Genomic DNA, 23,507 nt, shown 5'->3' with positions numbered 1-23,507 from the left:
CTTGCTCTAGCATTGATTCGTGTTGTATACAGGGTTACAAGTTCTCATATTTCTTTCTATAATGACTTAACGCAACGAGTGGCCAAATATGCCTGTAACTATGGTAATGAATATAGAACATTCCTGGAAGTCCAGCGCCTGTCGGATAAGAAGTCATCCAATTGTCTTCGTGCAATAATGTGATGAGTTTACGGATTCCTTTGTCTATTTCATCTGTTGGCTGAGGATGAACAGCGATGAGTGCATCGAGGGCCCACGCAGTTTGAGAGGGAGTGCTTGCTCCTAACGGAATATAACGTCGAAGCTTATCGCTTCTGCAGGATTCTCCCCATCCTCCATCCGTGTTTTGAATACTGAGCAGCCACTGGACTCCTTTTTGGATAGTTGCATGTTGGGGAGAGACACCAACGGCCGTTAATCCAGTTAACGCAGCCCATGTACCATAGATGTAACAAATTCCCCATCTTCCGTACCAGGAGCCATCTTGCTCCTGATGATTCATCAGCCACTTGGTGCCTCGTTGGATAAAGTCATGTCCAGTATCAAGCCCGGCGAAGTTCCCGAGATACTCTAGGGTGCGTCCTGTCAGATCCGCTTCCGAAGGATCGATGGCTGCGGATCTTGCGCCATCTATGGCGATCCATGTAAGGATTTCTTTGTTTGTGTTTTTTTCGAAAGCCGGCCATCCTCCATCATCATTTTGCATAGATATGACCCAAAAAAGTCCACGATTCCACGAATCCAGGTAGGAATCACTCGATGCGGAAAAGCTTTCTATCGCCCTTAGAGCCGCCGTTGTGTCATCTACATCTGGATTGATGGTATTGCTCTCCGAGAATCCCCATCCCCCAGGCGATATATTTGGGTTATGAATGCTCCAATCCCCCAATTTATAATGCTGTCTGGTATACAGGTAAGTAGCGGCACTCTGAATCGACTTATTATTCTCGTCAAGTTCAGATTCCTGCATAGCGTAAGCAATTAATGCCGTGTCCCACACGGTCGAGGGAGAGTTTTGAATCGTGGTTATCTGATTCGTACGCCATTGCATCTCAATGATACCTTGAACCGCATGCGTAATGAGGGGATCCTGTCTATCATAACCGAGGGCAAGTAGGGAGAATATCATCAGTATCGTACTGCTCGCATAGCTGTAAAGAGTTCCATCAGGTTCAATCCGCTCCAGCATGAATTGTTCGGCTTTTGTGATGGCAGCATTATGGAGAAAATGGGGAGTGCCTATTAGTTGCTCCAATCCCTTTTGCAGATAGTTGAGGATATTCTGAAACTCACGCGAAAGGGGTTCGGTGTCCAAACGACCTAATTGAAGATCAGTTAGCAGAGGCGTATGCTCGTTCTGAATCGAGAACTTCCTATTGGCCATGATTAGCATCGGGACAAAATGGACTCGAGAATACCCCGAGAAATCAAACAAGTTAATAGGAAACAAAGTAGGGAGAAGAAGACCCTCCAATGGAATAGATGAGATTGAAGCTGGCCATTTTGCTTGTCCTGTAGCTGCCAGGATCGCCTTCGTCAAGATACTCGTAGCTTTGGCGAGTCCCCCTCTGGACTGGATATAGTTTTTTGCTCGTATCATGTGCTCATCAGCCTTGTGACTGTATCCCGAATAGAGTAATGCATAGTAGGCATCGATCGAAGCAGATAGATTACCTTCATGATCATCGTGAAATAATTTCCAGTGACCCTCAGGCTGCTGTTCAATAAGAATTCGGTCATGTAGTTCATGTATAAGTTCTTCGTTAGAAACATTCAGAGATCGAAGAAGGATGATTACAAATGCATCAATGGACATGCCGTTCTCAAAACAAAAATGCCATGAGCCGTCATCCTTCTGCTGCTGAATAAGTGTTGTGGTCAGTCGATGGATTTCCGGACCTATTTCACTTAAAACCTTGCTCATTTCATGGGTACCTCCGAAGTCATTTTTACTAATGTATGATGATCTGCCTAGGGAGGTGTGAATGAAGCAGCACCGTGAAGGATAATTACTCATTACGAGAGGAGATGCCTTCATTTCAATGAATAAACTTCTGCAGGTTTTCCTGAAAACTTATCCATTAACCAATTTCTTGAAAAATCAACCTAGTATTCTTTCACCTTCAGGTAAGTTCCCTTTACATATCCAAGCTTCTAGCATTTCATTAAAAAGATCAGGATTTGCCATAGTAACTCCATGTCCAATTTTAGGTATAATGACACCTTCACAATTTGAGTTGCTTGCCACAATATCTTTTGCAGACTTTTTCATAACGGATTTCTCTTGATCACCTACTGTAACCAATATCTTTCCAGTTGCTGCTTTAAAATTCTTAGGTATTTCAAATGACATATTTTCTTCTAATATTCGAATAAGTGTATCTGCTTTCATTTGACAGCTCTCTTGATAATACTTTTCAAAATGGTCTTCACCAACATACAAAGTTTTGGCTTGTAGCTTAGCAAATGATCGATTACGCATTAATGGAGATGTTAATTTAATAGAAGGCCGAATCCACCCTTTCATAGATGACATTGGTCTTACCAAAGCACTGTTTATCATGGCAAAATCAATCAAATCTGGTTTCATACTTAATAGCTGAATCGTTACTTGAGCCCCCAAAGAAAAGCCAACAACAATCACCTTCTTGCCCATAGCTTTTCCCTGTATTAATTCGATAAGCTGCTCTGCACTATTTTTAATAGAGAAGTCTACCCCATCACCACTCTGACCTTGTTTAGGTAAATCTGGAACCACACAGTGAAAATGAGTAAAGTATTCAATTTGCTTATCCCACATCCAGCCACTCACTCCACCACCATGTATAAATACCATCAGATCAGCGTTTTTATCCCCATATTCTTGATAATATAAAGCCATCCTCATCATCCCTCTCTAATTTAAAGACGTCTATCTAATCTTTCTTAGCTACCTTCATTTACAATGCCTTGTAACTTCCCCAGGATGCTTGCCAACTGTTTCAATTCTTCTAGTGACAGCTTTCCATAAACCTCTCTATTGATCTCATCCTTCAATGAGTCTAAATCGTTAAAATATTGATTGGCTTTATCAGCGAGCTTCAAGACAATTTCACGACGGTTCTTCGGATTAATAAACCTTTCAACGTATCTTTTATCCTCTAATTTATTCAGTAATTGACTTATAGCACTTGTTGAGACATTTAGCTTATCTGCTAGATCCTTTGTTGAGGTAACACCTGTCCTTATTAATTCAAGTATTAATACTTGCTTTGTTGTTAACTCATTATCCAGCCTGTCCTCAAACTTATTGGCTATCTGGATATTTATCTCGTTACGTAAAACGTTTATCTGCTTAATATAGTGATCCTTCACCTTACATAACACCCCGCTTAATTGTTAATACGACTTAACTATAAAGTAACTTTAATAAAAAGTAAATATTTTTGCGCTATTGGATAGCTTGAAGATCGATAAATCCGTCTGGGTTGGATATTTATTGGGGATGCTTCTATGGGTTGAAACCAAGGATCATTGCCGTGCCCCCGTTCATCTAGCATCACCCTATGTGACATGGAAGAAATCAGATACCTTCGCATATGGAAAAGCTAGAAGATCCAGACGCATTCGTGCGTTGTGCTTGAATGGTTGAATAGCCTCTCTGTTGAAACCATTTGAAAATAAAAGGGCTGTCTTCGAAGGACTATATTCCTTTGAGACAACCCTTATTTAAAGCCAGCTAATCTACAAGAGGCTGTGACCCAAACGGGTGATCGATAATATACAACCAGCTTCCGTCTGATTGTCTTCTGGCAACTTCGGAGGAATGTCCTTCAATTTGTGTGGGATTTCCTTCAGGGTCTATGGTATGAATAACAAAGTGACAGCGTAATAGGGCAATGTCTTCAAAGGGAGTACAGTGGATATTTTTTGATACCATTGTCCCTTTAATCTGTAACAGTTTTGCCAACGTTTCTCGTACAGGACCTCTTCCTTGATGTGGCTTGCCTCCGTGATCGAACAGTATAGCATCATGCTCGAACAAAGCTAGCAAATTTTCTAGCTTGCCAGAATTAAACGCTTTGGCGAAGGCAGGGTTCATCTCCTCAGGTTTGTAGACTTTATCATTAGAATTTGATAGTGACATAAGCTCTCCTCTTTCTTTATACTAAGATATAGCTATACGTTACCTTAATCGAGAAAGAAAAGTAAGTAGGCAGAAATCAATGACTAGGTCATCTATTAGTGACTAGGTAGAGGGGGACAGACGATATGCCTTATCAAGATGGAACTTATGGATGCCCAGTAGATGTAGCCGTTCAAATGATCAGTGGAAAATGGAAGCCACGTTTGATCTTTGAATTGCAGGGGCAGACGAGACGGTTTGGGGAACTTCATCGATTGCTTCCGGGAGTTTCGAAGCATGTGCTGACAGTACAGCTCCGAGAGTTAGAAAAAGACGGTATCATAAGTCGTACCGTGATTCCAACTATCCCTCCACAAGTGAACTATAATTTAACAGAATTCGGGTCAAACCTGACTCCTATCCTTGAACAAATGATCAAATTGGGCGAGGTTCGTATCTCCAAAGAAAAGGAAATAAAAGATAAAGATCGAGGAGAGAATTAGGAGGCATTTCTCTTACCAAAAAAAACTCATTTGCAATTTCAAATGAGTTTTTTATTCCTGAAGCGGATTCTCCTTTGGCACTGCTAACAGACTAATCGGTTTGCGCCTAGTTGAAACTGTAATCCCGCCAAACACTATTCTTTTCATAAAATAAAAAGCGACCGTCACAAATTTTATTGCCCACCTGTGATTTTCCTATCCCCAGGTCTGAAGTACCATGAGGCTACAGTTAGAATAAGAAGTAATAAGGACTGATATATGTCTCCAAATGAATCCCCTAATATAATATGTGAAAAGAGCGCTCCTGCCATTGTAAAGAAAAAACCTGCGTAAGCCCATTCTTTTAGCAAAGGAAATTTAGGAACTAATATGGCTATCACGCCCAAAATTTTAGAAGCGCCAAGTAAAACGAGAAAATAGGCGGGATAACCCAAATGTAGCATCATATCAACTTCTCCATCCAATTGGATCAGTTGAACGATTGCTGCTGAAAGCATTCCAAGTGCGAGCCAAACTGTAAAAATCCAATAGATTACTTTTTTTCGCTTTGTTATGTTCGTTTTCTTTTTTTGCTCCGTACTGATTACCGTACTCATATGCTTCCTCCTTCTAATCATTGTTCATGTAGAACTAATTTCAGATTGCAAAATTTATAATAGAGATTATTTTTCAGACACCAAACGGTGTCTCATTTAGTTATAGATCACCATTTGGTGTCGTGTAAAAGAAATTGTGTCTAAGACATTCTAATCTCTGAATGACTTAAACTGCAGTCAGCTATTTGCTACTATTACAACACCTGTTCAAATTTACTGAACCATTCATTCCAGCCATACTTAGCGCCTTCAAGTCCTTCAGCATTTGAGAATCCTGTTTGTTCGAGATGAAGGTTAACCTTCCCGTCCCCTAAATCCTGCAGCTTCCAAGTGACCGTTTGTCGCTCGTCTCCGGTACCCCAAGAATAGGATAAGTGGTTAGGTTCTTCTACACTAAGTACTTCGCCGTCAACGATTCCATCCCAATACTCGTACGGCTGATGGCGAAACTGAAATCGTTCTCCCTCAACAGGCTTAAAATCATTTTCTGTGATCCACTGTGCTAGTTTGCTAGAATCGGTTAAAGCAGACCAAGCCTTCTCCACCGATGTTGTGTACTGAAAATCCAAGGTTAATGTTAAACTCATTTTTCTTCCTCCTCTAATAGTTGGTTTAAGCGCAACATATTCATATTCCAAAACTTACTGTAGAAAGCCACCCAATCTTGTATTTCTTTGAGTGGATGGGCGTTAAGTCTAAATCGAGTTTCTCTCCCGACTTTTCGATCAAGTACCAGTCCTACCTCTTTGAGAATGGTCAAATGCTTGGATACCGCTGTACGGCCTATTGAAAACTGTGATGTCAACTCGTGGAGCGGCAACTCCTCTACCTCTGCTAACAGACGAATTAGTCTGCGTCTAGTAGGATCAGCAATAGCGGCAAACACGTCCCGCAACTGGTTGTTCTCGCTCACAACACCCCCTCCTAAAATTGTACCAAAGGACACTCTTTTTGATTTCAGACCAAGTGTGCGCAAGGATAGAAATCCTAACTTAACTTTTTGTAGTGTCTCTTCGAGATTATGACACCATTCAGTGTCTTTTTAATTATAAGACACCATTCAGTGTCCTGTCAACCTCTATTATTTATTCGTATTTTTGTATCGATTATTTGATAGAATGTATCACTAGGCTCCTGGATACGTATAAAAGCTTCAGCGCAGTAACGCTGAAGCTTCATCTGTAGAGAAATTATTATGTCCATTCGTATTTATTCTTAACTAGTACCCATAAAAGGCATCTTTTTTAATATTCCGTTTTGAAATATCATTACTTTGCAAATAGCTAGTGACTGAATCTACCATTGACTTTGGTCCGGCAACAAAGTATTTACCATCGTTTTTATATTTGGCATTAAACTTATCAATTTCCTGATTTAAATCATGGCTTGAATCAAGGTACGTTACACTAATTGAAGTATTATTAGCCATTTCATCAAGCTCATCTTTATAGATGTATGACTTTTTACCATCCATATAAAGTAGATGTATGGGCATCTTACTGCCATTTCCTTCTGCCTCTAATTGTTTTAGGATCGATCGAAATGGTGTAATTCCGATTCCACCTGCAATCAGAAGGGAAGGACTATTATCTTGTAGACAAAATGACCCTACAGGTCCACCCATCTTAACTTTCATTCCCTGTTTTAATTCTATTAAGGCTTTCTTAAAATCACTTGGGGCATCACTAATACGCGTTGTGATTTTAATAACATTCTCTGTAGGAGCAGAGGCCACACTGAATGGTTTTGTAGGATTTTTTACTTTCTTATGTGTAATACTAAACAAACCATATTGTCCTGCTTCCCAGGTTAAATCTTTGTCTTTTTCAAATAGAAAAGAATATACACCTTCAGATTCTTGGTAGCTTTCTAAAAATAATAGTTCCCTCTTTTTGAAAATTGAGACGAAATCTTTGAAAAAACTCATTTCCCCATCTCCCTTTTTTAAATTTGCAAACCGTACTCTTCTGAAAAAATTCACATTTAACGTAGCAATCTATTGCTGTATTACATCAAGTATCTTCCAGTGATGGACTTCTCCGCATGAATCATCTGTGATGGCTGACCCTCAAATACCACTTGACCACCTTTGCTTCCCCCATCTGGTCCCATATCAATGATCCAATCCGCTTGACTGATTACATCAAGATTATGCTCTATGACAATAACCGTATTGCCCGCATCCACTAGGCGGTTCATGATGCCTAGAAGATGACCAATATCTGACATGTGTAGGCCAGTCGTAGGCTCGTCCATCACATAGATGCTGCCCTTCTTATGCAGTTCGCTTGCTAGCTTAATACGCTGGCATTCCCCGCCAGAAAGAGTACTGAGGGGCTGACCGAGTGTAATATAGTCTAGTCCCACATCGCTCATCGCCTGAAGCTTACGTACAACCTCTTTAAGCTGAAAAAATTCTAACGCCTGCTCCACAGTCATCTCCAGCACCTCAGCTATGGACTTGTCATTTAGCTTGTAAGCGAGTACTTCTTCCTTGAATCGTTTGCCTCCACAAACCTCACATGGAAGCTTTACGCTTTCGAGAAAAGCAAGGTCTGTATAGACAACTCCTAGGCCTTGACAGTTTTCACAAGCTCCCTTGGAGTTGAAGCTAAACAATCCTTGATTGACCTTGTTCGCCGAAGCAAACGCTTTACGCACATCATCCATAATTCCTGTGTAGGTTGCTGGATTCGAACGTGTGGACACGCCAACAGATGATTGATCTATAACGATTGCATCAGGATGCTGACTGAGGAACACCTCGTTAATCAGCGTACTTTTCCCTGAGCCTGCAACGCCAGTAATTACTGTTAGCACGCCGGTTGGAATGTCTACACTCACATTGTGCAGATTATGCAATGTGGCATTCTTAATCGGTAGCTGACCCGATGGCTTTCTGCAATCCTGTTTCAGCACGAGTGGTCTCTTCATATAATTGCCTGTCAGCGTATCGGAATCTAGCAGGTTTTCAAAGCTTCCTTCAAATACAATGGTACCCCCGCGGCTACCGGCGTGAGGACCGACATCAACAATATGATCTGCCACTTTAATCACATCAGGGTCATGCTCGACCACAATGACCGTGTTACCTTTATCACGAAGCTTCTTAAGTAATTCATTTAATCTGTGTACATCACGCGGATGTAAGCCAACGCTTGGCTCATCAAAAATATAGGTAACGTCCACCAAACTACCGCTAAGATGCTTGACCATCTTTACGCGCTGCGACTCGCCCCCGGATAATGTATCCGTCTCACGATCAAGAGACAAGTAGTCAAGTCCGATTTCTACAAGGTGCTGCAATCGCTCAATCAGTGACTTGACTACTGGCGCTGCGACCGGATCGTCAATCTCCCTAATAACACGAATGAGCTGGCCGACCTCCATGGAGGACATCTCCGCAATGTTAAGTCCATTGATCCTGCAGTTAAGAGCGGCTTGACTAAGCCTTGCTCCATGACAAGTAGGACATGAACCTTCTGTGATGAACGGAGCAACTGCTTTTTGTGTGCGCTCAGACTTCGCCTTCACATCCTGCTTGATGTACTTGTTGCTAAATTTCTCTATGACACCTTCCACAGTAATATTCGTTGCCTTCCCGGCAAAATCCATCTTCACTTTCCTCGCCTTGCCATACAGCAGCTCTTCCAGCTCCTCATCAGCATACTCACTTAGCTTCTTATCTGCATCATAAGAGCCTGACTGCACAACCAAGGACCAATCCCAGCTATCTACCTTATAGTCAGGTAATAAAATGGCCCCTTCATTCAACGATTTTGACATGTCTAACGCCTTACTCATATCAACGCCTAATTTACGACCGATCCCGTTACATTCAGGACACATACCTTGCGGATCGTTAAACGAAAACATACTCGCATGTCCAACAATGGGCTGACCCACTCGTGAGAAGAGAAGTCGGAGAATGGGAGAAATATCTGTAATCGTCCCCATTGTTGAATGTGACCCGCCTCCCAACCGCTTCTGATCTACAATAACAGCCATGCTCAAATTTTCGATGGAATCAGCATCAGGCTGTGGATAGGTAGGCAGGAAGCTACGCACAAACATACTGAAATTCTCATTCAACAATCTTGTGGACTCAGCGGCGATTGTGTCGAAGACAATGGACGATTTCCCGGAACCAGATACCCCGGTGAAGATCGTAATCTTACGCTTCGGGATACGCAAGGATACATTCTTTAGATTGTTTTCCCTTGCAGCCGAGATTACGATATATTCCTGATTAGGTTCAGTCATCATTAACATCCTTCCGATTTTGTTAATTTGCTTACTCGAGTATGGGAAGCATACATAAACCGGCTACATACTCTACTTGCACCCGGTTTTTGCAATCGCTTTATGATAAATAAGGTCAAGCTATCTTTCTCAGCTTAAACCGAATACTTTTATTGTCCTAAAACCTTTTCAAGCTCAGTACTCCATGCCGTCCAACCATGCTTGGCTCCTGCTAGACCATGTGGATTTGAGAATCCAGTTTGGTCAAGATGAAGATTAACATTTCCATCTCCTAGATCCTTAAGTGTCCAGATAACTGTGTGTTGTTCATCTCCACTTGCCCAGGTATAGGACAACTGATTTGGTGGGTCTACCATAAGGACTTCACCTTCAATAAGACCATCCCAATATTCGTTCGGCTCTGCCTGAAACTGAAAACAGTGCCCTACAACAGGTTTAAAATCATTAGCCAAAATCCACTTGGCAAGCATTCCTGAATCAGTTAATGCCGTCCAAAGCCTCTCAATCGATGTCTTGTACTGAAAATCCAAAGATAATTTTAAACTCATTCCTCTTCCTCCTGTAATAGTTGTTCCAAGCGTAGCATATTCGCGCTCCAGAATTGGCTGTAGAATGACACCCAATCTTGAACTTCTCTGAGTGGTTTGGGATTCAGCTTAAAGCGCGTTTCCCTGCCGACTTTTCGGTCATGTACTAGTCCTGCCTCTTTAAGGATAGTTAAGTGCTTGGATACCGCTGTACGGCCCATTTGGAACTTAGCCGTTAACTCATAAAGCGGTCTTTCCTCTGCCTCTGCTAAAAGATGAATGAGTTGGCGCCTAGTTGGATCTGCAATCGCGTCAAACACATCACGCTGTTGATTATTCTCGCTCACTACACCCTCTCCTATACATTTATTACTAAGGGATTGATATAATTTCGCCATCACCTCAGTTTAATTTAAGTAAAACTAATCCATATTCCAAACTTCCTAGATAACTACTGTCTAATTGAACACCAATTGGTGGCGTTTTAATTATAGGTCACCTTTTGGTGTCGTGTCAATAATAATTTTAAACTTTGATCAAAAAAATGCCCTTCGTACGGTATTAAAATAAGTACAAAGGGCAAGCGATATTCAACATCTAATGCTTCTTTCTTTTTTCCATACATTTCTTGCTAACGTGAGGTTGATAAGTTGAGCTGTTCTGCACCTCGTCTTTGTCTTGAATTCATTGATCAATTGATCAATCGAGCATGACCTCTAATAACGCATCAAATAGATCGTTCTGTAGGTTCATACTTCTCATCTCGGATAGAATATCTATCTTTTCTTCGTAGCTTGTGAATAATTGATAGAGCTTATCCTTAACCATAGTGGATCTAAGCCTTCGACTCCACTTGTAGTTCCCTGCTCCCAATCAATCCACCAAAAATCCACCCCTCTAGCTTCTTCGGGTCGGTGTAAGTAGGTAAAATACGCGTCTCTAAAGGCTCGACTTGCTATATTAAAAGGAATCGGATGCTCGTTAACGTAATCAATACCTAACTCCTTCGCCATTTCTTCATACATCTCTTCATGAGGTCGTACACCATCCGCAGGATGAACGTTCAGTGTGACTCGCATGTTTTGCTGATGTAGCCAGCATTCATGTTCGGAGTATAATTATATTTCTTTAGTATAGCTTGCACCCGTGCCACTGTTTCAGAGGAAACCTTTGACGTTTTATTGTGGATCACGTTAGAAACAGTCATCACACTAACATTAGCTTCCCTTGCAATATCCTTTAACGTTGCCATATCGTTTCACCTGGTCCTAACTTATCGTAAAATTTTTGAAGCCATCCATTCAGCGAAATAACGCGAACTAATTATATAGTATAACAAACTGGCATAATTAATAAACTTTTTGTTTAAAAAGTATATGGAGCCTTATACCATTCTCGGACTAAAAGTTGCCATCCAAGCCTCTGCATTCAGTTCACTGTTTATGCCTGCCGCGGCAAATGAACCCATAGAAGCAGCAGCAATGGCTTGATGCATACGTGTTGCTGAATCTCCAGCACTATAAATACCAGGTATGTTCGTTTTCCCAAGCTGGTCAATAGCTACCGTTCCTATTTCCGTTATTTCGCATCCGATTTGTTTCGGCAGATCTGAACCCATAACCAAATCTGGCTTGAAGAAGATACCTCTACAAGGAATGCTCGTCCCGTCCTCAAGAATAACCTGCTGCACAATCCCGTCCTTTGATTCTATGTGTTTAATCGGAGAATCGTGCAATGACACCTGGCGCTTCAGTCCCTCACGCTCTGAGTCCGATAACTCATCGGGTCCGTTTGTACAGATTGTAAAATCCTTCGACCATCCAGAAATCAATGGAGCAAAGTGCATAAGCTCTGCCCCCTTATTAATGATAACAAGCGGTTGATCCCTTAGCTCCCATCCATCGCAATATGGACAAACAAACGCGCTTTTTCCATACACTTCAGTCAGCCCTGGAATGTCCAATGGTCGATCCTTCATACCTATAGCAAACAGAACCTTTTTGCTCTCATAAAGCTTACCTTGAGTCGTCATAATTTTAAAATGACCATCTGTTCCCGTAATAGACTCAGCCTTTTCCAGTGCAAAGGAAACAGAGGGATAGGCACTGATCTCTTCCTTCGCAAGTCTTCTAAATTCACTAGGGCTAACTCCGTCACGCGTAAGAAATCCATGGGTCTCGCGAGTCACCGCATTACGCGGTTTCGCTTCATCGATGACGATAACATTTTTTCTAGCTCTACCTAGAACAAGTGCAGCACTCAATCCTGCAGGACCTCCACCGATAATTGTCACATCGTTTAATTGTTCATTTTTCATTATATATATCCTCCTTTTGTAGACCTGCAATATCCATAATATAAGCACAAGAAGTCTATTACTTCTTGTTTGCTTCAGGATTCCAGCCTCTCTTAATCGCCTCGTCCACTACGAACTGAATCGTTTTCTCTTGCAAATATTCGTACAACCGCTGTTCCGCACCTTTCATCACCTGTTCAATCAAACAGCCATTTCTTTTAGGCTGTTCCTGTTCTTCCAGCCCATCTCCTTCATTAGCTAACAGCTGGTGCTGCTGAGATTTTGAATTCGAGCATTCGAACATCTGCTGTCTGCCCTCAATGACTTGGATAACATCAAAAAAAGTGATTTGTTCAGGCGTTCGAGCCAGCTCATAACCACCTTTTACCCCTGGTACAGCTCGTACAATCCCGTCCTGCCTCAGCTTAGACATGATTTTAGATAAATAGCTCTCTGATACCCCGAGTGTGGAGGATAACTCCTTGACACCTACGTTTTGATTACTCTCCGAGTAAGCCAAATGAAATAAGGCATGTAGAGCATAATCAGTACTTTTGGAAAACTGCATATTCCTCCTCCCTTTCTTAAATTATTTGTCTAGGATAACATAATCATATCATTATAGACCTGAGATGTCCATAATAAACGATTTGCTTTTATTTTGCAAGTTTTAAAAGCTTCAAGAAAAAGTCACAATATACTGGCTGTCACCCGATACATTGCGACTATTTCAGGAAGTCTTAGTTCATTTACCTTCCTCGTCAGCAGAAGGGCCATAAAGACCAGGTACTGGGATATCAAGAAGGCGCAAATAAACGCCTAACTGCGCCCTGTGATGAACCATGTGGCTCACTCCAAAAGTGCGAAGTGCCAGTGCCCTAGGTTGACGTAGAATAATATGGTCGCCATTCCGTAAGGTCCATTCCTCACCTAGCGTTTTCTCGTCACATTCAGCTAATAGCTTTTCGAGCTTAACTACGTTCGCATCAAATTCCTCTAGCAGGTCTTCGCGTCTTTCTAAAGGCTCCCGGCGAAGTGGCACGGTCGAAAGATCGAATTCAGGGTATAGAAAAATCGGAGCTTGCCAGTTCAATATGTTGATCAAGTGAGTAGCCAGCCCACCCAACGTCATCGATTTTTCGTGCGGCTTCCAGGTCATATGCTCATTAGGCAAACACTCTAGGATACGGCGGGTAGTAGCAAACTCATGCAAAGCGTCTCCAATGATTAGTTGTTTCAAAATTGATCCCCTCCCTTATATGACTAGCATACTAGAAACAAAGTCGAGTTAAAAGGTTGATCTCCAAGCATTAATTTATTTTTCAATTCTCGCCGAAATTTGGATTTAACATAAAATAGTGACTCTTAAAAAAGAGCCACTACTAAGTAATCGAAAGCTCACCTGTCTATGCTTGTATTCCATTTACAGCTATATTAGGTATTTAGATTAGATTCTTGCTCAACAGCTTTATTTTCATTTTTTTCACTTACTTCTACCACAAATAACCCCTTTAAACTAATTCCCTTTTTAATCTTTAACACAAGACGCATCGGTAAATATAGAATGATCGAAGAAAAAATTCCTAGTAAAAGAATCATGATAGGAGTCACAAATAATAAGAAAAGGATTTGTTGCACTCCTGTTAGCTGTTCTCCATTCAATGTAGCTTCTACCTCAAAGCCTACCAGACTTAGAACGGAAAATAATAGACCAAGTATAATTCCAGCTGATAACGTAACGTAAATACTCCATTTTACCAAAGAACCAAATTTCAAATGTTCCACTCGTATCTCTGTGTGCTTCATTCAAACCTCCATATGTCTTTTTTAGATAGAGCGCTAACATCCTTTCCATTCATCAAGACTATTGATACAACATACTTCATATACTTTTAGAAAATCTATTGTCTTTCTTGCTTGTTCATGTCTAGTTATGTATTCGAGCAATAGGATTCTATATACTTTTATCAATAGGAAACATAAGGATACTTAACGCACTTAGTATAAATACCCCTCATTTTCCATATCAAAACCTACTTATACATATAATTGTTATTTATTATCCAATAATTCTTTTATATCTATTAATATGCTTTCAATTTCTCTAGCATCATCAGGGTGATAAATATGAGAAGACTTTTCTAGCCAAAAAAAATGTTTGCCTGCAGGTGCTTCTAACGCCTCATAAAATTCATCCACTAATTCACCGTATACATGTACATCTTTTCTTCCATGCAGAAAATACACAGGTACCTCAACCTTTTTAATCGTCTCATTAAAATTAATCTCAGCAAAGTCCTCAATCATTCTTTGTGTATATATTTTTTGAAATCCTGCCATCGTGTTTATCGTGTCTTGTATTGAATAATCCGGGGACCTCAGAAGAAGACTTATGGCTAGTTTCATCCCTGGATGTTTTACATGCCCATCTGTGTAAATCATCGTTTTATACTTTGCCATCCATTTTCTTAAAGTAACCCATTGATCAGGACTTTCCGTGTACGGAGGATGACCACATTGTTCTAATTCTCTAATGGCTTTATCATTCTTGTTACTTCTAGCTTTGTTCAGAGTCCATTCTAAACATAATACATCATTTTGAGTCCAGTTCACTATTTGAGATATACCGATATATGCGTGAAAATCACTTGGATTCTCATGAACCAAACGGAGTCCAAGAATAGTACCCCAAGAATACCCAGCAAGATATATTTTCTGCTCATTAAATTTATTCTTCAAAAATTGTACAACCTCATGAGTATCTGAGATAAATTGATCTATATTTAATGATTCCATACTAATTTGTTTGTCAAAAGTCTTTCCAGAACCCCTTTGGTCCCAAAAAATCAATGTGTAGTGCTTGACTAATTCTTTAGTAGTTGTCGCTAGAACAAAGTCGCTTGATCGGCTTGACACCCCTGGAATAGGTAGTCCAGGCCCTCCATGTAGAATAAGTAATACAGGATTAGAAACATTCTCTGACTGTATCAAAAGGTACTGCTGAATTCCTCCAATCATAACTTTTTCAATTTGACTAATACCCTGTTCTGAAATCATAAAATCCTTTTTTGTGCTGAAAAGTTTCATTAGCGTCACCCTATTCTATTCAATTTTGATTTTAGATACTCCACATAAGTTATGGTACCTACTAAAAAACTCCAGCCATAGATAGCACTTAACTTAGGCTGGAGCTTTGATGTCTGATCTTTTTTACTTTATAGTAAATTCGTCAACTATTTGCTTCTTATCTATATTACCAGAATATACTGTTAACTAGTGTGGATTATCTTATCTATAATTTATACAGCTTTTTGAGCAACGATCATAAACCGATGTTCTTTTGTTTCTATAAATCCTTGTCTATCAATAGTAGACTGTAATTTACAAAGCTGTTCAAAGCAATGTTCAACTGAGAAACTCGGGAATTCCCATTCTATGATCTTTGCCAAGTAAACTAAAGCACCAACATCAATGAATTTTAATCTAGGGAAATACTCATTTGAAAATAGAACTTTAAATTTAATCCCTCTAATCCATTCAATAGTACGATCAAGAGCGAAGTCACTATTTGTTATTTCTTCAAAGCTTCCTAATAAATACTCAGCTAGCTCCTTATTATTTTGTCCTCCAACCTGCTGAGTAATAAATAAACCATTTGGTTTTAAAATTCGATTGATTTCATGGATATCAAATGATTCATGCCTGTTAATGATTATATCAAACATACTGTTCTCAAAAGGAAGGTTCGCATCATCAACAACTTGTCTTACTCGAATACCAAGCGGAGATAGCTTCCTTTTACAGAGATCATAATTTGGTGGATAAGCTTCGGTTACATAAGTATTTGAGTATGGATGGTTGAGGGTTAATAAATACTCTCCACCTCCCGTACCCATATCTAGGAGGATAAAGTCTTTTATCAGGTATTGCCGAACGATTTTATCGTAATCCCATGGTAGTGGCTCTCCAATCACTCTCTTTGTTATATATGAAAAGTCCCATCCTTCAAAGCTCTTCTTTTCCTCTGACAACCATTGTTCTTTTAATTTGTTCTTATTCATAACTATGCTCCTTCTCCATGTATTTTTTAAAAATATGGAAACGGTGCAGTTAACTGATAACACATACATTCTTACCTCGGTACAATCTGCTATCAGATTATATGAACTGCACCGAGGAGTTAATTCGTTTCATTCTAGTCATTCGTTCACTTCCTATCTATTCCTTTTATTCTATTGAAATGATTTGCCAGCTAGTAATTTAATCTGTTACTTCCCCTGTAAATCCAATGGCAACTGAAAACTTCCATCCTCCATTAGATTAAACTCATATGTACGCATAACTGCTTCAATATTTAAAACACCGTAAATGTGAGGGTAAAGCTCATTCAGGTCGTAAAGATCCTCCCAAATAACCTTTGGTTTCACAATACTCTCCTGAATTAAAAGAAGTAGTAATTCCGACTCCCCTTTATAGATATTATTTGCCACCTTCACAACTTGTTCTATCGAAGAACAGTGTATAAAGCCTTCTTCTTCAATGCTTTCGTGATCGTAATATCCTTTTACTTTAGCCTGCTCCCATTTTTCTTTTGTAGTTATGTGCGTTATCATATTTTTCTTCCCATCTCTTCTGGTCAAATATCCTCTTTCATTATTACTCTTCATTTTCCATAAAGTTCTGACTGCGTAAGTAATTCAACACCGACTGTGAAAACCCCTGATGAGATTCCTTTGTATATTTCGCAATCGTATAAATCTGAGCAAGATTTTTTAACCCTAATTCCTCAGTCATTTCCTTAAGTCTAGGGACATCCATGTACCGCTGCCATCCCTTTTCGTTTCTCTCCTTATAGATTTCAAGAATATCTTCATCTGAATAATCCTTATACTGCTCATAATGAACAAGCCCCGCTTTCGGCAAACGATCACGTGGCGCAGGATTTTCTGCCGGATATCCTAAAGAATAACCCACAACAGGCACAACATTCGGTGGCAGATTTAAAATTTCACCAATTTGATCACAATTCGCAAGTGTTGATCCCATATAGCAAATACCTAATCCAGCGTTTTCTGCTGCTAGTGCACAGTTTTGAGCGACTAGTGTAGCATCAATAGCTCCTATCATAAAGCTCATGAAGTTATCAAAATGTACGGGGGCATCATTCAGCTCAAGCCACTTTCTCATTCTATTAAAATCAGCACAAAAAGTTAAAAGAACGGGTGCATCAACCACCATCGACTGGTTCATGTGTGGTGTATATAATTTTTCCCTAAGCTCTTTGTCCTTTGTGACCACAATCGAGTAGGATTGCATATTACCACTTGAAGAAGCACGAATACCTGCATCTAATATTTGATCGAGCAGCTCTTGACTTACTTCTCTATCCTCATACCGCCTGATTGATTTGTGCCCGTGAATAACGTCGTTGAATTCCATGACTATCACTCCTTTTTATCTACTAGTGTAATTATGAGTATAAATAAATTTTACAATGATCTCTATCTATCATTTATCTTCTTTAATTCTATTAAAATACAATAAAGTAAAGTAACAAATGTACAAACAATAAAGCTGAAGCTTAGCACCATAATGATGTTCCCATCTAATGAAAATCTAGGATAGAAACTTGGTAATAAGAAAGCTAAAGAAATAGTAATCAAAACACATAAAACAATTAATAGAAAATATCGATATAAAAAAATAAACTACACCACCCTTTTTCTAAAATTAAAGCCTAAAAAGATAATCTTTCTTACGTACCAGTTTACAACAGATCACATGGAAGCTCTAGTTTCAAAAAGAAGATATCTAACAGCCAACAGTAGCATGAATAGGCAGTCGTACATATACTGCCGTTGACTTTAATTTACAAGGAGGATTTTGGTAATGGATAATCAAAAAACTAAGGGGAAAAGCCAGAGAACCCCTTTAAAAAAGCTCCCCCCTTTAAATACTACACAGAGGTTCCCCATAGTTCCTCAAGATAACACTTCTTCCTCAAAATTAACGAACAATGAAGAAAATACATTGATCAAGGATTGCATCGATCGCGCCTTTCGAATTCCGATCTTTTTAAGTACGACAAGTACGCTTAATAGTCTTCAGGAACAATTTTTGAATCGTCTCATTTTAGAAATTGAGGATGCTTTGTTATTCCCACGTACATTGCCGGAAAGTGAACAATATCCCGAAACCATACTAACCAATATCCGTCGCTTAATTATATCTAGCTATGGACTTCTAGCTATAAATTTCCAAAGGTTTTTCGTGCAAATCTTAGAAACAAACGCCGGACAACCGCCTACCACCACTCCGTTTTGGCAAGGCTCTGTTTTTTTACAAATAGAACCCTCCATGGCTTTTCAATTTGGCCTTCCTATATTATTAGTCCGGGAAAAGGGGACTGACGTAAGTAATGGATTATGGCAGGGAGGCATCACGCCACTCAATGTCTTTGTCGAATGGGACTCGCAGAATCAATCTATTGATGAATTTTTTAGCAGTGTACAATGGAGAGAGGTCTTTGTAAATTGGTCGGCAGAGGTAAGAGCTAATTATTATCTTCGAACAGAGCCTTCATTCAGAATTCCAACATAATAGTGGCGCTACCGTCCAAAGAGGACGAATACGCAAAAAAAAAAGCACCACCATGAGGCTTGCTTTTATACGATCGGGGGACCCCTACATTTTTGTATGATGATGATTAAGCATATAACTCTCTCTACTCACCTAGTTAAGCCGTATATCCAATAGGAATGACACGACGTTTGACAACAACTCCATTACGCACAGTGTACTCAATAATATGGAAAATTGGAGTCCGAGTTCCTTTCAGAAACCCTTCCTTCACGAGTGGAGCTCCGGCCCCTCCAGATATGACATAGCGAGTCCCTTGGAAGGTTAACTTATCGAAAGCGTGTACATGACCGACAAGTACGTGGCGTACCTTCCCCCGAATAATTCTAAGAAAGCGAGTCAATTGACCATTTTCATTGCCGAAGGTCGATTCCGGATCCTTAAAATAGTTCGGGTTCGCCCACTTTCCAATCCTAGGTGGTACATGCATCAGCAAAAGCGTGTTTTTCTTAGCCTTTTTTAGCTTCGATTTTAGATAAGTCAATTCTGATGGCGAAAACCCGTAGATAGGTTGATTGTTTGCATCAAGACCCAATTGCTTAACATTATTGAGACCGATGATTGTCGTTTTGATTCGTGGAAGATTGATACTAAAACGGGTTGGACCGATAAAGGTTCTGAAATTTGTAAGTGGACCGTTAATACCTGTTCGATCATGGTTACCAGGTACAATGAAAAAAGGGATGTTGGGTACTCCATTAGTTGGATCTTGAATGAGCTGTAGAAGGCTTTTGACCGGGAGATTATCGGTATAGGTACCTCCCGTTTTAAATTCTTCGGCTGTACCAGTAAAAACAGAATCTCCGCTATGCAAAATAAATAACGGTTTTCTTTTCAAGGAGCGGATTGCAGATAAAGCTAGCCCAAAAATGGTATTGCTCGTTTGCCCATCCCCTGCCCAGCTGTCCCCCAGAAAAATAAACGAGAACTCATTCGGATTTTTCAACTTTTGCACGTTGCGCTGTAAACGTCTCCTGGATGTTCGGAATAGCGACAATTCGGTTTTCCTTGAATCGGAGCTCAAAGCAATCACGTTCCTTTCCTTCAGTTTTATCTATCATATGAATGAGGGAGACGACCCGTTCCGGCCACTACCTATCCCATGCTAGAACCAGCACGGCAAATCAAGTCCAGACACAACAAAAAAAGACTGGTCAAAGTGTTCACCCTCGAAAAGCAACACTTGCGACCAGTCGTATCAAGAATACAACCTTCATTTGGTTAAATTAACTTAATACCTCCGCTGGACCAAAGAATTCAAAGAACCCTCTCGTCAGGTACGCCCCAATCCTTCAATGCATGGTTTACAGCCTTCATAAATGGAACGGGTCCGCAGAAATAAAAATCAGCATTAGCGCCTATTCCTCCCTAATCAGCTAAGGTAATAATAAACAGGACCTATCACTCATATTCTTATAAAAGAATAATAAAGGAGGGTTAAGTTCATTGGCAAAAGTTAAAGTGAGTTTGCGTCCCATTGTTAGTAATCTAAATTTACCTACTGTCTTAAAAACAGCCATACATCCGGATGATTCAACCGAAAGGTTATTTATTGCAACACAGGTAGGAGAGATCTTTTACATAGGAAACGGAGTAATAAAGACTTTTTTAGATATTCGCCAACAAATCATAAAACTAGGTGCTAATGGTGGATATGATGAACGGGGATTGCTAGGACTAGCATTTCATCCAGACTTTCATAATAATCATTTGTTTTACCTTTATTACTCAGTAGCTGGAACCCAAGGTGTAGGTGCTCTCCTAGGTGCTCCTCCTGAACCTTTTCAGCCTAACCCATGTGATCCTAAAACCTTAAATTTAAAGTGGATAAATAGAGAAATTCAATTTGATCATATTAATACCGTTGAGGAATGGATTTTACCTTCGAATAGCCAGCCTCAAAAGCAGCGAACTTTACTCAATATCAGAAGACCATTTGCAAATCATAATGGTGTCAATAGCTTAAACTTTTCACCTGAAACAGGTAAGCTTGTCCTGACAACAGGAGATGGAGGATCAGGCTATGATCCATTTAACTTAAGTCAAGATGATATGGAAATAGCAGGTAAAATAATTGAAATTGATGTAGATAAACCTACATTTATCGATAATCCTCCCGTAGTAACTCGTTTTAATGAACTTCCCATACCTATTCAAGAAACGCTTACAGTAATCGCTAAAGGGATTCGTAATGTACCTGGGATTTCATTTCAAAAATTTTATAATCAGTATATTAAATACGTCGGAAATGTCGGACAGGATTTTGTAGAATCGATTTTCTCATTCATTCAGTATAAGCCGATCCCGGTCACCCAGCTTGTTCAAGCTTCTTTAATGAAATCTGATACTGATCAAGAAGGCTTTATAAACTTCGGATGGCGGGGGTGGGAAGGTGCTTTTCCTACTTCTGTACCCAAAGAGTGCTCAACAAACCCAGATTTAATTGAGAAAACAATTGCTTATTACGACGAAGCACTAAAAACCTCCATACGGCGACTTCAGCCACTAACTAGTTATTATCATGAGGATCCCCGTGCAGATAAGTTTAGAGCTACTGCACTTACAGGAGTCCAGCCCTATATGGGAACGGAAATCCCCAATTTATCGGGGGCCGTTGTGTTTACCGACCTAGCTCGAAAAGAAGAATCTGAACTACCGGTTAGAGGAGCTTTAGCTTATACGAAGGTAAGAATAGATTCTAAGCTAAGCGACTTTAATGTTATTGAAATTGATTATAATTTTGGTTCACAATCAGCTTATTATGTGAGTTTGGGAACAAATCTAAATCAAACTAGACTATTTCTAGGGGTATATGGCTCTATGAAAGTGACTGATTCTAACCAAGGGAAACTTTTTGAAATTGTTCCATGACAAAAAGGATGGTCTTCAAAAAGAAACTGATTTATGATTCCATCCTCAAACAAATATAACTATCATCTATTCATTTCACATCAATTGTCACTCAACCGTTCGTCAATCATCGCTAATTCTAATACACTTCCTGTTCCATAGATTTAGCGACTCTGCCCCGAACCTCGTATGCTAGCTGTGAGGCACGAACTGCAGCTTCCCAAATTGCCGACTCTACTGCCGATCGACTGATGGTTAAAGCTTGTTGAGTTTGCGGCACCATTTGCATTAAAGTTCGTTCAGCTTGGTCGATAGTAGCCGTGTAATGGGGACCAGCTGCACGCCGAAGATTAGCCACCGCCTCAGGAAAGGTTTCCCATAATCGAAGAATCGAGAGCATACAGCCAACTCCCAGTGGAAAATGCGAGTACCTCCCATGTCCGGTTGCCAGGAGCTCCGCTGCTCCCAAGGCAGAGTATAGATGATAGCTTAGGGGTGTGAGATAACGAGCGTGTACAATCTGCAGCTCAGGAAGTCCCCACGCTTCAGGAAGATAACGAAATTCAGAACTCATTCCGCATCCTAAGGCAAGAGCTCTGCTAACGACCTGAAGGTGTTGAAGTACCGAGCTCATAGCCTGTCGAAACGCAGGCGAAGACAAAGGTATATGTTGAAGTATGGGCTGCAATCTGCTCATTTCCGCATTTGCATCACTCAAGTCAGGCTGCGGTCTTGTCTCGAACATGTAGTTATTGTTTAAAACATCCCATTGTGAATATGACATATGATTACTCCTTCCAAGGAAATATACATTATCAAGGATATACGCCTAGGAACCCTAGATATCATGATATATTTATTCTCCTTTCAGCATATGTCTAAGTGAAAGATCAGGTACCAATCTTTCGAGCTTCTTTCATCCTAATAGAAAGCATCCAGATAGGATGCTTCATCTAAAAATTTGAATTCTAGTATTCCTACGTTTCCACAGAACAACAGAGTCATCATGTTGATAATCAGGCTGATGAAAGGAGTACCCTCTGAATGCCGAAGTTTATAAAAAATTACTGGTTTAACCCTGACTGTGTAGGAGTTTCAGAAATTCGCACCCGATTTAAAACAACTGAAGCAACCACAAGGAAAATGGTCACTGTCGCTTTTCTTGCAACGCTGTCCTCCATTTTCCAATCCATGGGAGGGCTTCTGCCTGGAATTGGCTACCTGATTAGTCCCCTCGCCACAGCTCCTATTATGTTAAGCACTATTTTTTCTTTCCGATCAGGTCTGACCGCCTATATACTCACTATTTTTCTTCTCTTTTTTATTCAACCTAGCGAACTGATCATTTTCCCTTTCACGACTGGCCTATTAGGGCTTGGAATTGGGAGCTCACTCTTATATTTTAAAACTCGTTTGTCCGCTGTGTTGGTCGGGTCGTTTTCTTTATTGGGAGGAATCCTTTTGGTGCTTTATGTTTTTCAATTCCCTGTCCTTGGGCCTATAGCTTCATCAACGTTTAGTCTGAGTACAATCGCATTGGTTTACGTATTCTCATTTTTCTACAGCTGGCTATGGATAGAAATAAGTAAGTATTGCATTAAGAAAATAAGTAAAGTGATTACTTAAGTGAGGTAATAGGATAATAAGGTGCCCGCAAAAGCAAGTTTTTTCAAGTGGATGGTTCAAAAGTAGTATCAATGAGAGAGGGCAACCCTAGAAATCTTCTAT

General features: G+C 40.1%; 27 protein-coding genes. 4 read left to right on the top strand and 23 right to left on the bottom strand.

From position 1 onward, the window contains the following. Positions 1-34: 34 nt before the first annotated feature. The 4 genes from shc to J2S11_RS08055 form a co-directional block, all read right to left on the bottom strand. Positions 35-1,924, bottom strand: coding sequence for a squalene--hopene cyclase (gene shc, locus J2S11_RS08070; protein ID WP_307393213.1), 1,890 nt, complete (start codon positions 1,922-1,924; stop codon positions 35-37). Positions 1,925-2,101: 177 nt separating this feature from the next. Beyond that, positions 2,102-2,881, bottom strand: coding sequence for an alpha/beta fold hydrolase (locus J2S11_RS08065; protein ID WP_307393210.1), 780 nt, complete (start codon positions 2,879-2,881; stop codon positions 2,102-2,104). A 44-nt stretch (positions 2,882-2,925) separates the two neighbouring features. Beyond that, complete coding sequence (locus J2S11_RS08060; protein ID WP_307393207.1) at positions 2,926-3,354, bottom strand: MarR family winged helix-turn-helix transcriptional regulator; 429 nt, start codon at positions 3,352-3,354, stop codon at positions 2,926-2,928. Positions 3,355-3,718: 364 nt separating this feature from the next. Continuing rightward, positions 3,719-4,126, bottom strand: a complete 408-nt coding sequence (locus tag J2S11_RS08055; protein WP_307393205.1) for a YybH family protein — start codon at positions 4,124-4,126, stop codon at positions 3,719-3,721. Positions 4,127-4,251: 125 nt separating this feature from the next. Here J2S11_RS08055 and J2S11_RS08050 point away from each other — a divergent pair, with 125 nt between their 5' ends. After that, the gene (locus J2S11_RS08050) at positions 4,252-4,608 is read left to right on the top strand and encodes a winged helix-turn-helix transcriptional regulator (RefSeq protein WP_307393202.1); all 357 of its coding nucleotides are present in this window, start codon (positions 4,252-4,254) and stop codon (positions 4,606-4,608) included. A 173-nt stretch (positions 4,609-4,781) separates the two neighbouring features. On the opposite strand, the gene J2S11_RS08045 is transcribed toward J2S11_RS08050, so the two are convergent. The 17 genes from J2S11_RS08045 to J2S11_RS07965 form a co-directional block, all read right to left on the bottom strand. Continuing rightward, a complete protein-coding gene (locus J2S11_RS08045; protein ID WP_307393200.1) occupies positions 4,782-5,204 on the bottom strand; it encodes a DoxX family protein in 423 nt (140 codons plus the stop codon). 194 nt (positions 5,205-5,398) lie between these two features. Beyond that, complete coding sequence (locus J2S11_RS08040) at positions 5,399-5,791, bottom strand: SRPBCC family protein (protein ID WP_307393199.1); 393 nt, start codon at positions 5,789-5,791, stop codon at positions 5,399-5,401. Further along, positions 5,788-6,117 (bottom strand): ArsR/SmtB family transcription factor, encoded by a 330-nt coding sequence (locus tag J2S11_RS08035; RefSeq protein ID WP_307393196.1) that lies wholly within the window; start codon positions 6,115-6,117, stop codon positions 5,788-5,790. Before J2S11_RS08035 ends, J2S11_RS08040 begins: the two co-directional genes overlap by 4 nt. A gap of 306 nt (positions 6,118-6,423) precedes the next feature. Continuing rightward, on the bottom strand, positions 6,424-7,131 hold the full coding sequence (locus J2S11_RS08030; RefSeq protein ID WP_307393193.1) for an FAD-dependent oxidoreductase: 708 nt from the start codon (positions 7,129-7,131) through the stop codon (positions 6,424-6,426). A gap of 80 nt (positions 7,132-7,211) precedes the next feature. Next, positions 7,212-9,467, bottom strand: a complete 2,256-nt coding sequence (locus J2S11_RS08025; protein ID WP_307393190.1) for an ATP-binding cassette domain-containing protein — start codon at positions 9,465-9,467, stop codon at positions 7,212-7,214. A gap of 149 nt (positions 9,468-9,616) precedes the next feature. Continuing rightward, positions 9,617-10,015 carry an SRPBCC family protein gene (locus J2S11_RS08020; protein WP_307393187.1) on the bottom strand — a complete coding sequence of 133 codons (399 nt, stop codon included), beginning with the start codon at positions 10,013-10,015 and terminating at the stop codon, positions 9,617-9,619. Continuing rightward, complete coding sequence (locus J2S11_RS08015; RefSeq protein WP_307393183.1) at positions 10,012-10,341, bottom strand: ArsR/SmtB family transcription factor; 330 nt, start codon at positions 10,339-10,341, stop codon at positions 10,012-10,014. The genes J2S11_RS08020 and J2S11_RS08015 overlap by 4 nt, the downstream gene beginning before the upstream one ends. 429 nt (positions 10,342-10,770) lie before the next feature. Continuing rightward, a complete protein-coding gene (locus J2S11_RS08010; RefSeq protein WP_307393181.1) occupies positions 10,771-11,073 on the bottom strand; it encodes an alpha-amylase family protein in 303 nt (100 codons plus the stop codon). Then, complete coding sequence (locus tag J2S11_RS08005) at positions 11,058-11,246, bottom strand: LacI family DNA-binding transcriptional regulator (protein ID WP_307393178.1); 189 nt, start codon at positions 11,244-11,246, stop codon at positions 11,058-11,060. The genes J2S11_RS08010 and J2S11_RS08005 overlap by 16 nt, the downstream gene beginning before the upstream one ends. 132 nt (positions 11,247-11,378) lie before the next feature. Continuing rightward, a complete protein-coding gene (locus tag J2S11_RS08000; protein ID WP_307393176.1) occupies positions 11,379-12,311 on the bottom strand; it encodes an NAD(P)/FAD-dependent oxidoreductase in 933 nt (310 codons plus the stop codon). A 58-nt stretch (positions 12,312-12,369) separates the two neighbouring features. Further along, positions 12,370-12,858, bottom strand: coding sequence for an RrF2 family transcriptional regulator (locus J2S11_RS07995; RefSeq protein WP_307393174.1), 489 nt, complete (start codon positions 12,856-12,858; stop codon positions 12,370-12,372). A 177-nt stretch (positions 12,859-13,035) separates the two neighbouring features. After that, positions 13,036-13,533, bottom strand: a complete 498-nt coding sequence (locus tag J2S11_RS07990; protein WP_307393289.1) for a DinB family protein — start codon at positions 13,531-13,533, stop codon at positions 13,036-13,038. A gap of 191 nt (positions 13,534-13,724) precedes the next feature. Next, complete coding sequence (locus J2S11_RS07985; protein ID WP_307393172.1) at positions 13,725-14,096, bottom strand: hypothetical protein; 372 nt, start codon at positions 14,094-14,096, stop codon at positions 13,725-13,727. 246 nt (positions 14,097-14,342) lie between these two features. Beyond that, entirely contained in the window at positions 14,343-15,377 is a 1,035-nt protein-coding gene (locus tag J2S11_RS07980) for an alpha/beta fold hydrolase (protein ID WP_307393169.1), read from the bottom strand. Between the two features lie 212 nt (positions 15,378-15,589). After that, positions 15,590-16,351 (bottom strand): class I SAM-dependent methyltransferase, encoded by a 762-nt coding sequence (locus J2S11_RS07975; protein WP_307393166.1) that lies wholly within the window; start codon positions 16,349-16,351, stop codon positions 15,590-15,592. 207 nt (positions 16,352-16,558) lie between these two features. Continuing rightward, positions 16,559-16,903, bottom strand: coding sequence for a DUF952 domain-containing protein (locus J2S11_RS07970; RefSeq protein ID WP_307393163.1), 345 nt, complete (start codon positions 16,901-16,903; stop codon positions 16,559-16,561). 43 nt (positions 16,904-16,946) lie between these two features. Further along, positions 16,947-17,729, bottom strand: a complete 783-nt coding sequence (locus J2S11_RS07965; protein ID WP_307393161.1) for a nitroreductase family protein — start codon at positions 17,727-17,729, stop codon at positions 16,947-16,949. 450 nt (positions 17,730-18,179) lie between these two features. Between J2S11_RS07965 and J2S11_RS07960 the strand changes: the two genes are divergently transcribed. Further along, entirely contained in the window at positions 18,180-18,890 is a 711-nt protein-coding gene (locus J2S11_RS07960; RefSeq protein ID WP_307393158.1) for a hypothetical protein, read from the top strand. 136 nt (positions 18,891-19,026) lie between these two features. On the opposite strand, the gene J2S11_RS07955 is transcribed toward J2S11_RS07960, so the two are convergent. Further along, positions 19,027-19,926 (bottom strand): metallophosphoesterase family protein, encoded by a 900-nt coding sequence (locus J2S11_RS07955; protein ID WP_307393155.1) that lies wholly within the window; start codon positions 19,924-19,926, stop codon positions 19,027-19,029. Positions 19,927-20,375: 449 nt separating this feature from the next. On the opposite strand from J2S11_RS07955, the gene J2S11_RS07950 reads away from it, so the two are divergent. Next, positions 20,376-21,800, top strand: a complete 1,425-nt coding sequence (locus J2S11_RS07950; RefSeq protein ID WP_307393152.1) for a PQQ-dependent sugar dehydrogenase — start codon at positions 20,376-20,378, stop codon at positions 21,798-21,800. 118 nt (positions 21,801-21,918) lie between these two features. Here the strand turns inward: J2S11_RS07950 and J2S11_RS07945 are convergent, their stop codons facing one another. Beyond that, positions 21,919-22,563: a hypothetical protein gene (locus J2S11_RS07945; RefSeq protein ID WP_307393149.1), complete on the bottom strand. Its 645-nt coding sequence runs from the start codon at positions 22,561-22,563 to the stop codon at positions 21,919-21,921. 260 nt (positions 22,564-22,823) lie between these two features. On the opposite strand from J2S11_RS07945, the gene J2S11_RS07940 reads away from it, so the two are divergent. Then, entirely contained in the window at positions 22,824-23,405 is a 582-nt protein-coding gene (locus J2S11_RS07940) for a hypothetical protein (RefSeq protein ID WP_307393146.1), read from the top strand. The last annotated feature ends 102 nt before the right edge of the window (positions 23,406-23,507 follow it).

Source organism: Bacillus horti (assembly GCF_030813115.1).
Lineage (GTDB): Bacteria > Bacillota > Bacilli > Caldalkalibacillales > JCM-10596 > Bacillus_CH > Bacillus_CH horti.
Note: the sequence above shows the minus strand (reverse complement) of the source record. Positions and strands in the feature narration are given on the sequence as shown.

Coding starts and splice junctions, on each gene's coding strand:
- shc (WP_307393213.1), bottom strand. CDS start 1,924: ATGAGCAAGGTTTTAAGTGAAATAGGTCCGGAAATCCATCGACTGACC.
- J2S11_RS08065 (WP_307393210.1), bottom strand. CDS start 2,881: ATGGCTTTATATTATCAAGAATATGGGGATAAAAACGCTGATCTGATG.
- J2S11_RS08055 (WP_307393205.1), bottom strand. CDS start 4,126: ATGTCACTATCAAATTCTAATGATAAAGTCTACAAACCTGAGGAGATG.
- J2S11_RS08050 (WP_307393202.1), top strand. CDS start 4,252: ATGCCTTATCAAGATGGAACTTATGGATGCCCAGTAGATGTAGCCGTT.
- J2S11_RS08045 (WP_307393200.1), bottom strand. CDS start 5,204: ATGAGTACGGTAATCAGTACGGAGCAAAAAAAGAAAACGAACATAACA.
- J2S11_RS08040 (WP_307393199.1), bottom strand. CDS start 5,791: ATGAGTTTAACATTAACCTTGGATTTTCAGTACACAACATCGGTGGAG.
- J2S11_RS08030 (WP_307393193.1), bottom strand. CDS start 7,131: ATGAGTTTTTTCAAAGATTTCGTCTCAATTTTCAAAAAGAGGGAACTA.
- J2S11_RS08025 (WP_307393190.1), bottom strand. CDS start 9,467: ATGACTGAACCTAATCAGGAATATATCGTAATCTCGGCTGCAAGGGAA.
- J2S11_RS08020 (WP_307393187.1), bottom strand. CDS start 10,015: ATGAGTTTAAAATTATCTTTGGATTTTCAGTACAAGACATCGATTGAG.
- J2S11_RS08010 (WP_307393181.1), bottom strand. CDS start 11,073: ATGCGAGTCACACTGAACGTTCATCCTGCGGATGGTGTACGACCTCAT.
- J2S11_RS08005 (WP_307393178.1), bottom strand. CDS start 11,246: ATGGCAACGTTAAAGGATATTGCAAGGGAAGCTAATGTTAGTGTGATG.
- J2S11_RS08000 (WP_307393176.1), bottom strand. CDS start 12,311: ATGAAAAATGAACAATTAAACGATGTGACAATTATCGGTGGAGGTCCT.
- J2S11_RS07995 (WP_307393174.1), bottom strand. CDS start 12,858: ATGCAGTTTTCCAAAAGTACTGATTATGCTCTACATGCCTTATTTCAT.
- J2S11_RS07985 (WP_307393172.1), bottom strand. CDS start 14,096: ATGAAGCACACAGAGATACGAGTGGAACATTTGAAATTTGGTTCTTTG.
- J2S11_RS07980 (WP_307393169.1), bottom strand. CDS start 15,377: ATGAAACTTTTCAGCACAAAAAAGGATTTTATGATTTCAGAACAGGGT.
- J2S11_RS07975 (WP_307393166.1), bottom strand. CDS start 16,351: ATGAATAAGAACAAATTAAAAGAACAATGGTTGTCAGAGGAAAAGAAG.
- J2S11_RS07970 (WP_307393163.1), bottom strand. CDS start 16,903: ATGATAACGCACATAACTACAAAAGAAAAATGGGAGCAGGCTAAAGTA.
- J2S11_RS07965 (WP_307393161.1), bottom strand. CDS start 17,729: ATGGAATTCAACGACGTTATTCACGGGCACAAATCAATCAGGCGGTAT.
- J2S11_RS07960 (WP_307393158.1), top strand. CDS start 18,180: ATGGATAATCAAAAAACTAAGGGGAAAAGCCAGAGAACCCCTTTAAAA.
- J2S11_RS07945 (WP_307393149.1), bottom strand. CDS start 22,563: ATGTCATATTCACAATGGGATGTTTTAAACAATAACTACATGTTCGAG.
- J2S11_RS07940 (WP_307393146.1), top strand. CDS start 22,824: ATGCCGAAGTTTATAAAAAATTACTGGTTTAACCCTGACTGTGTAGGA.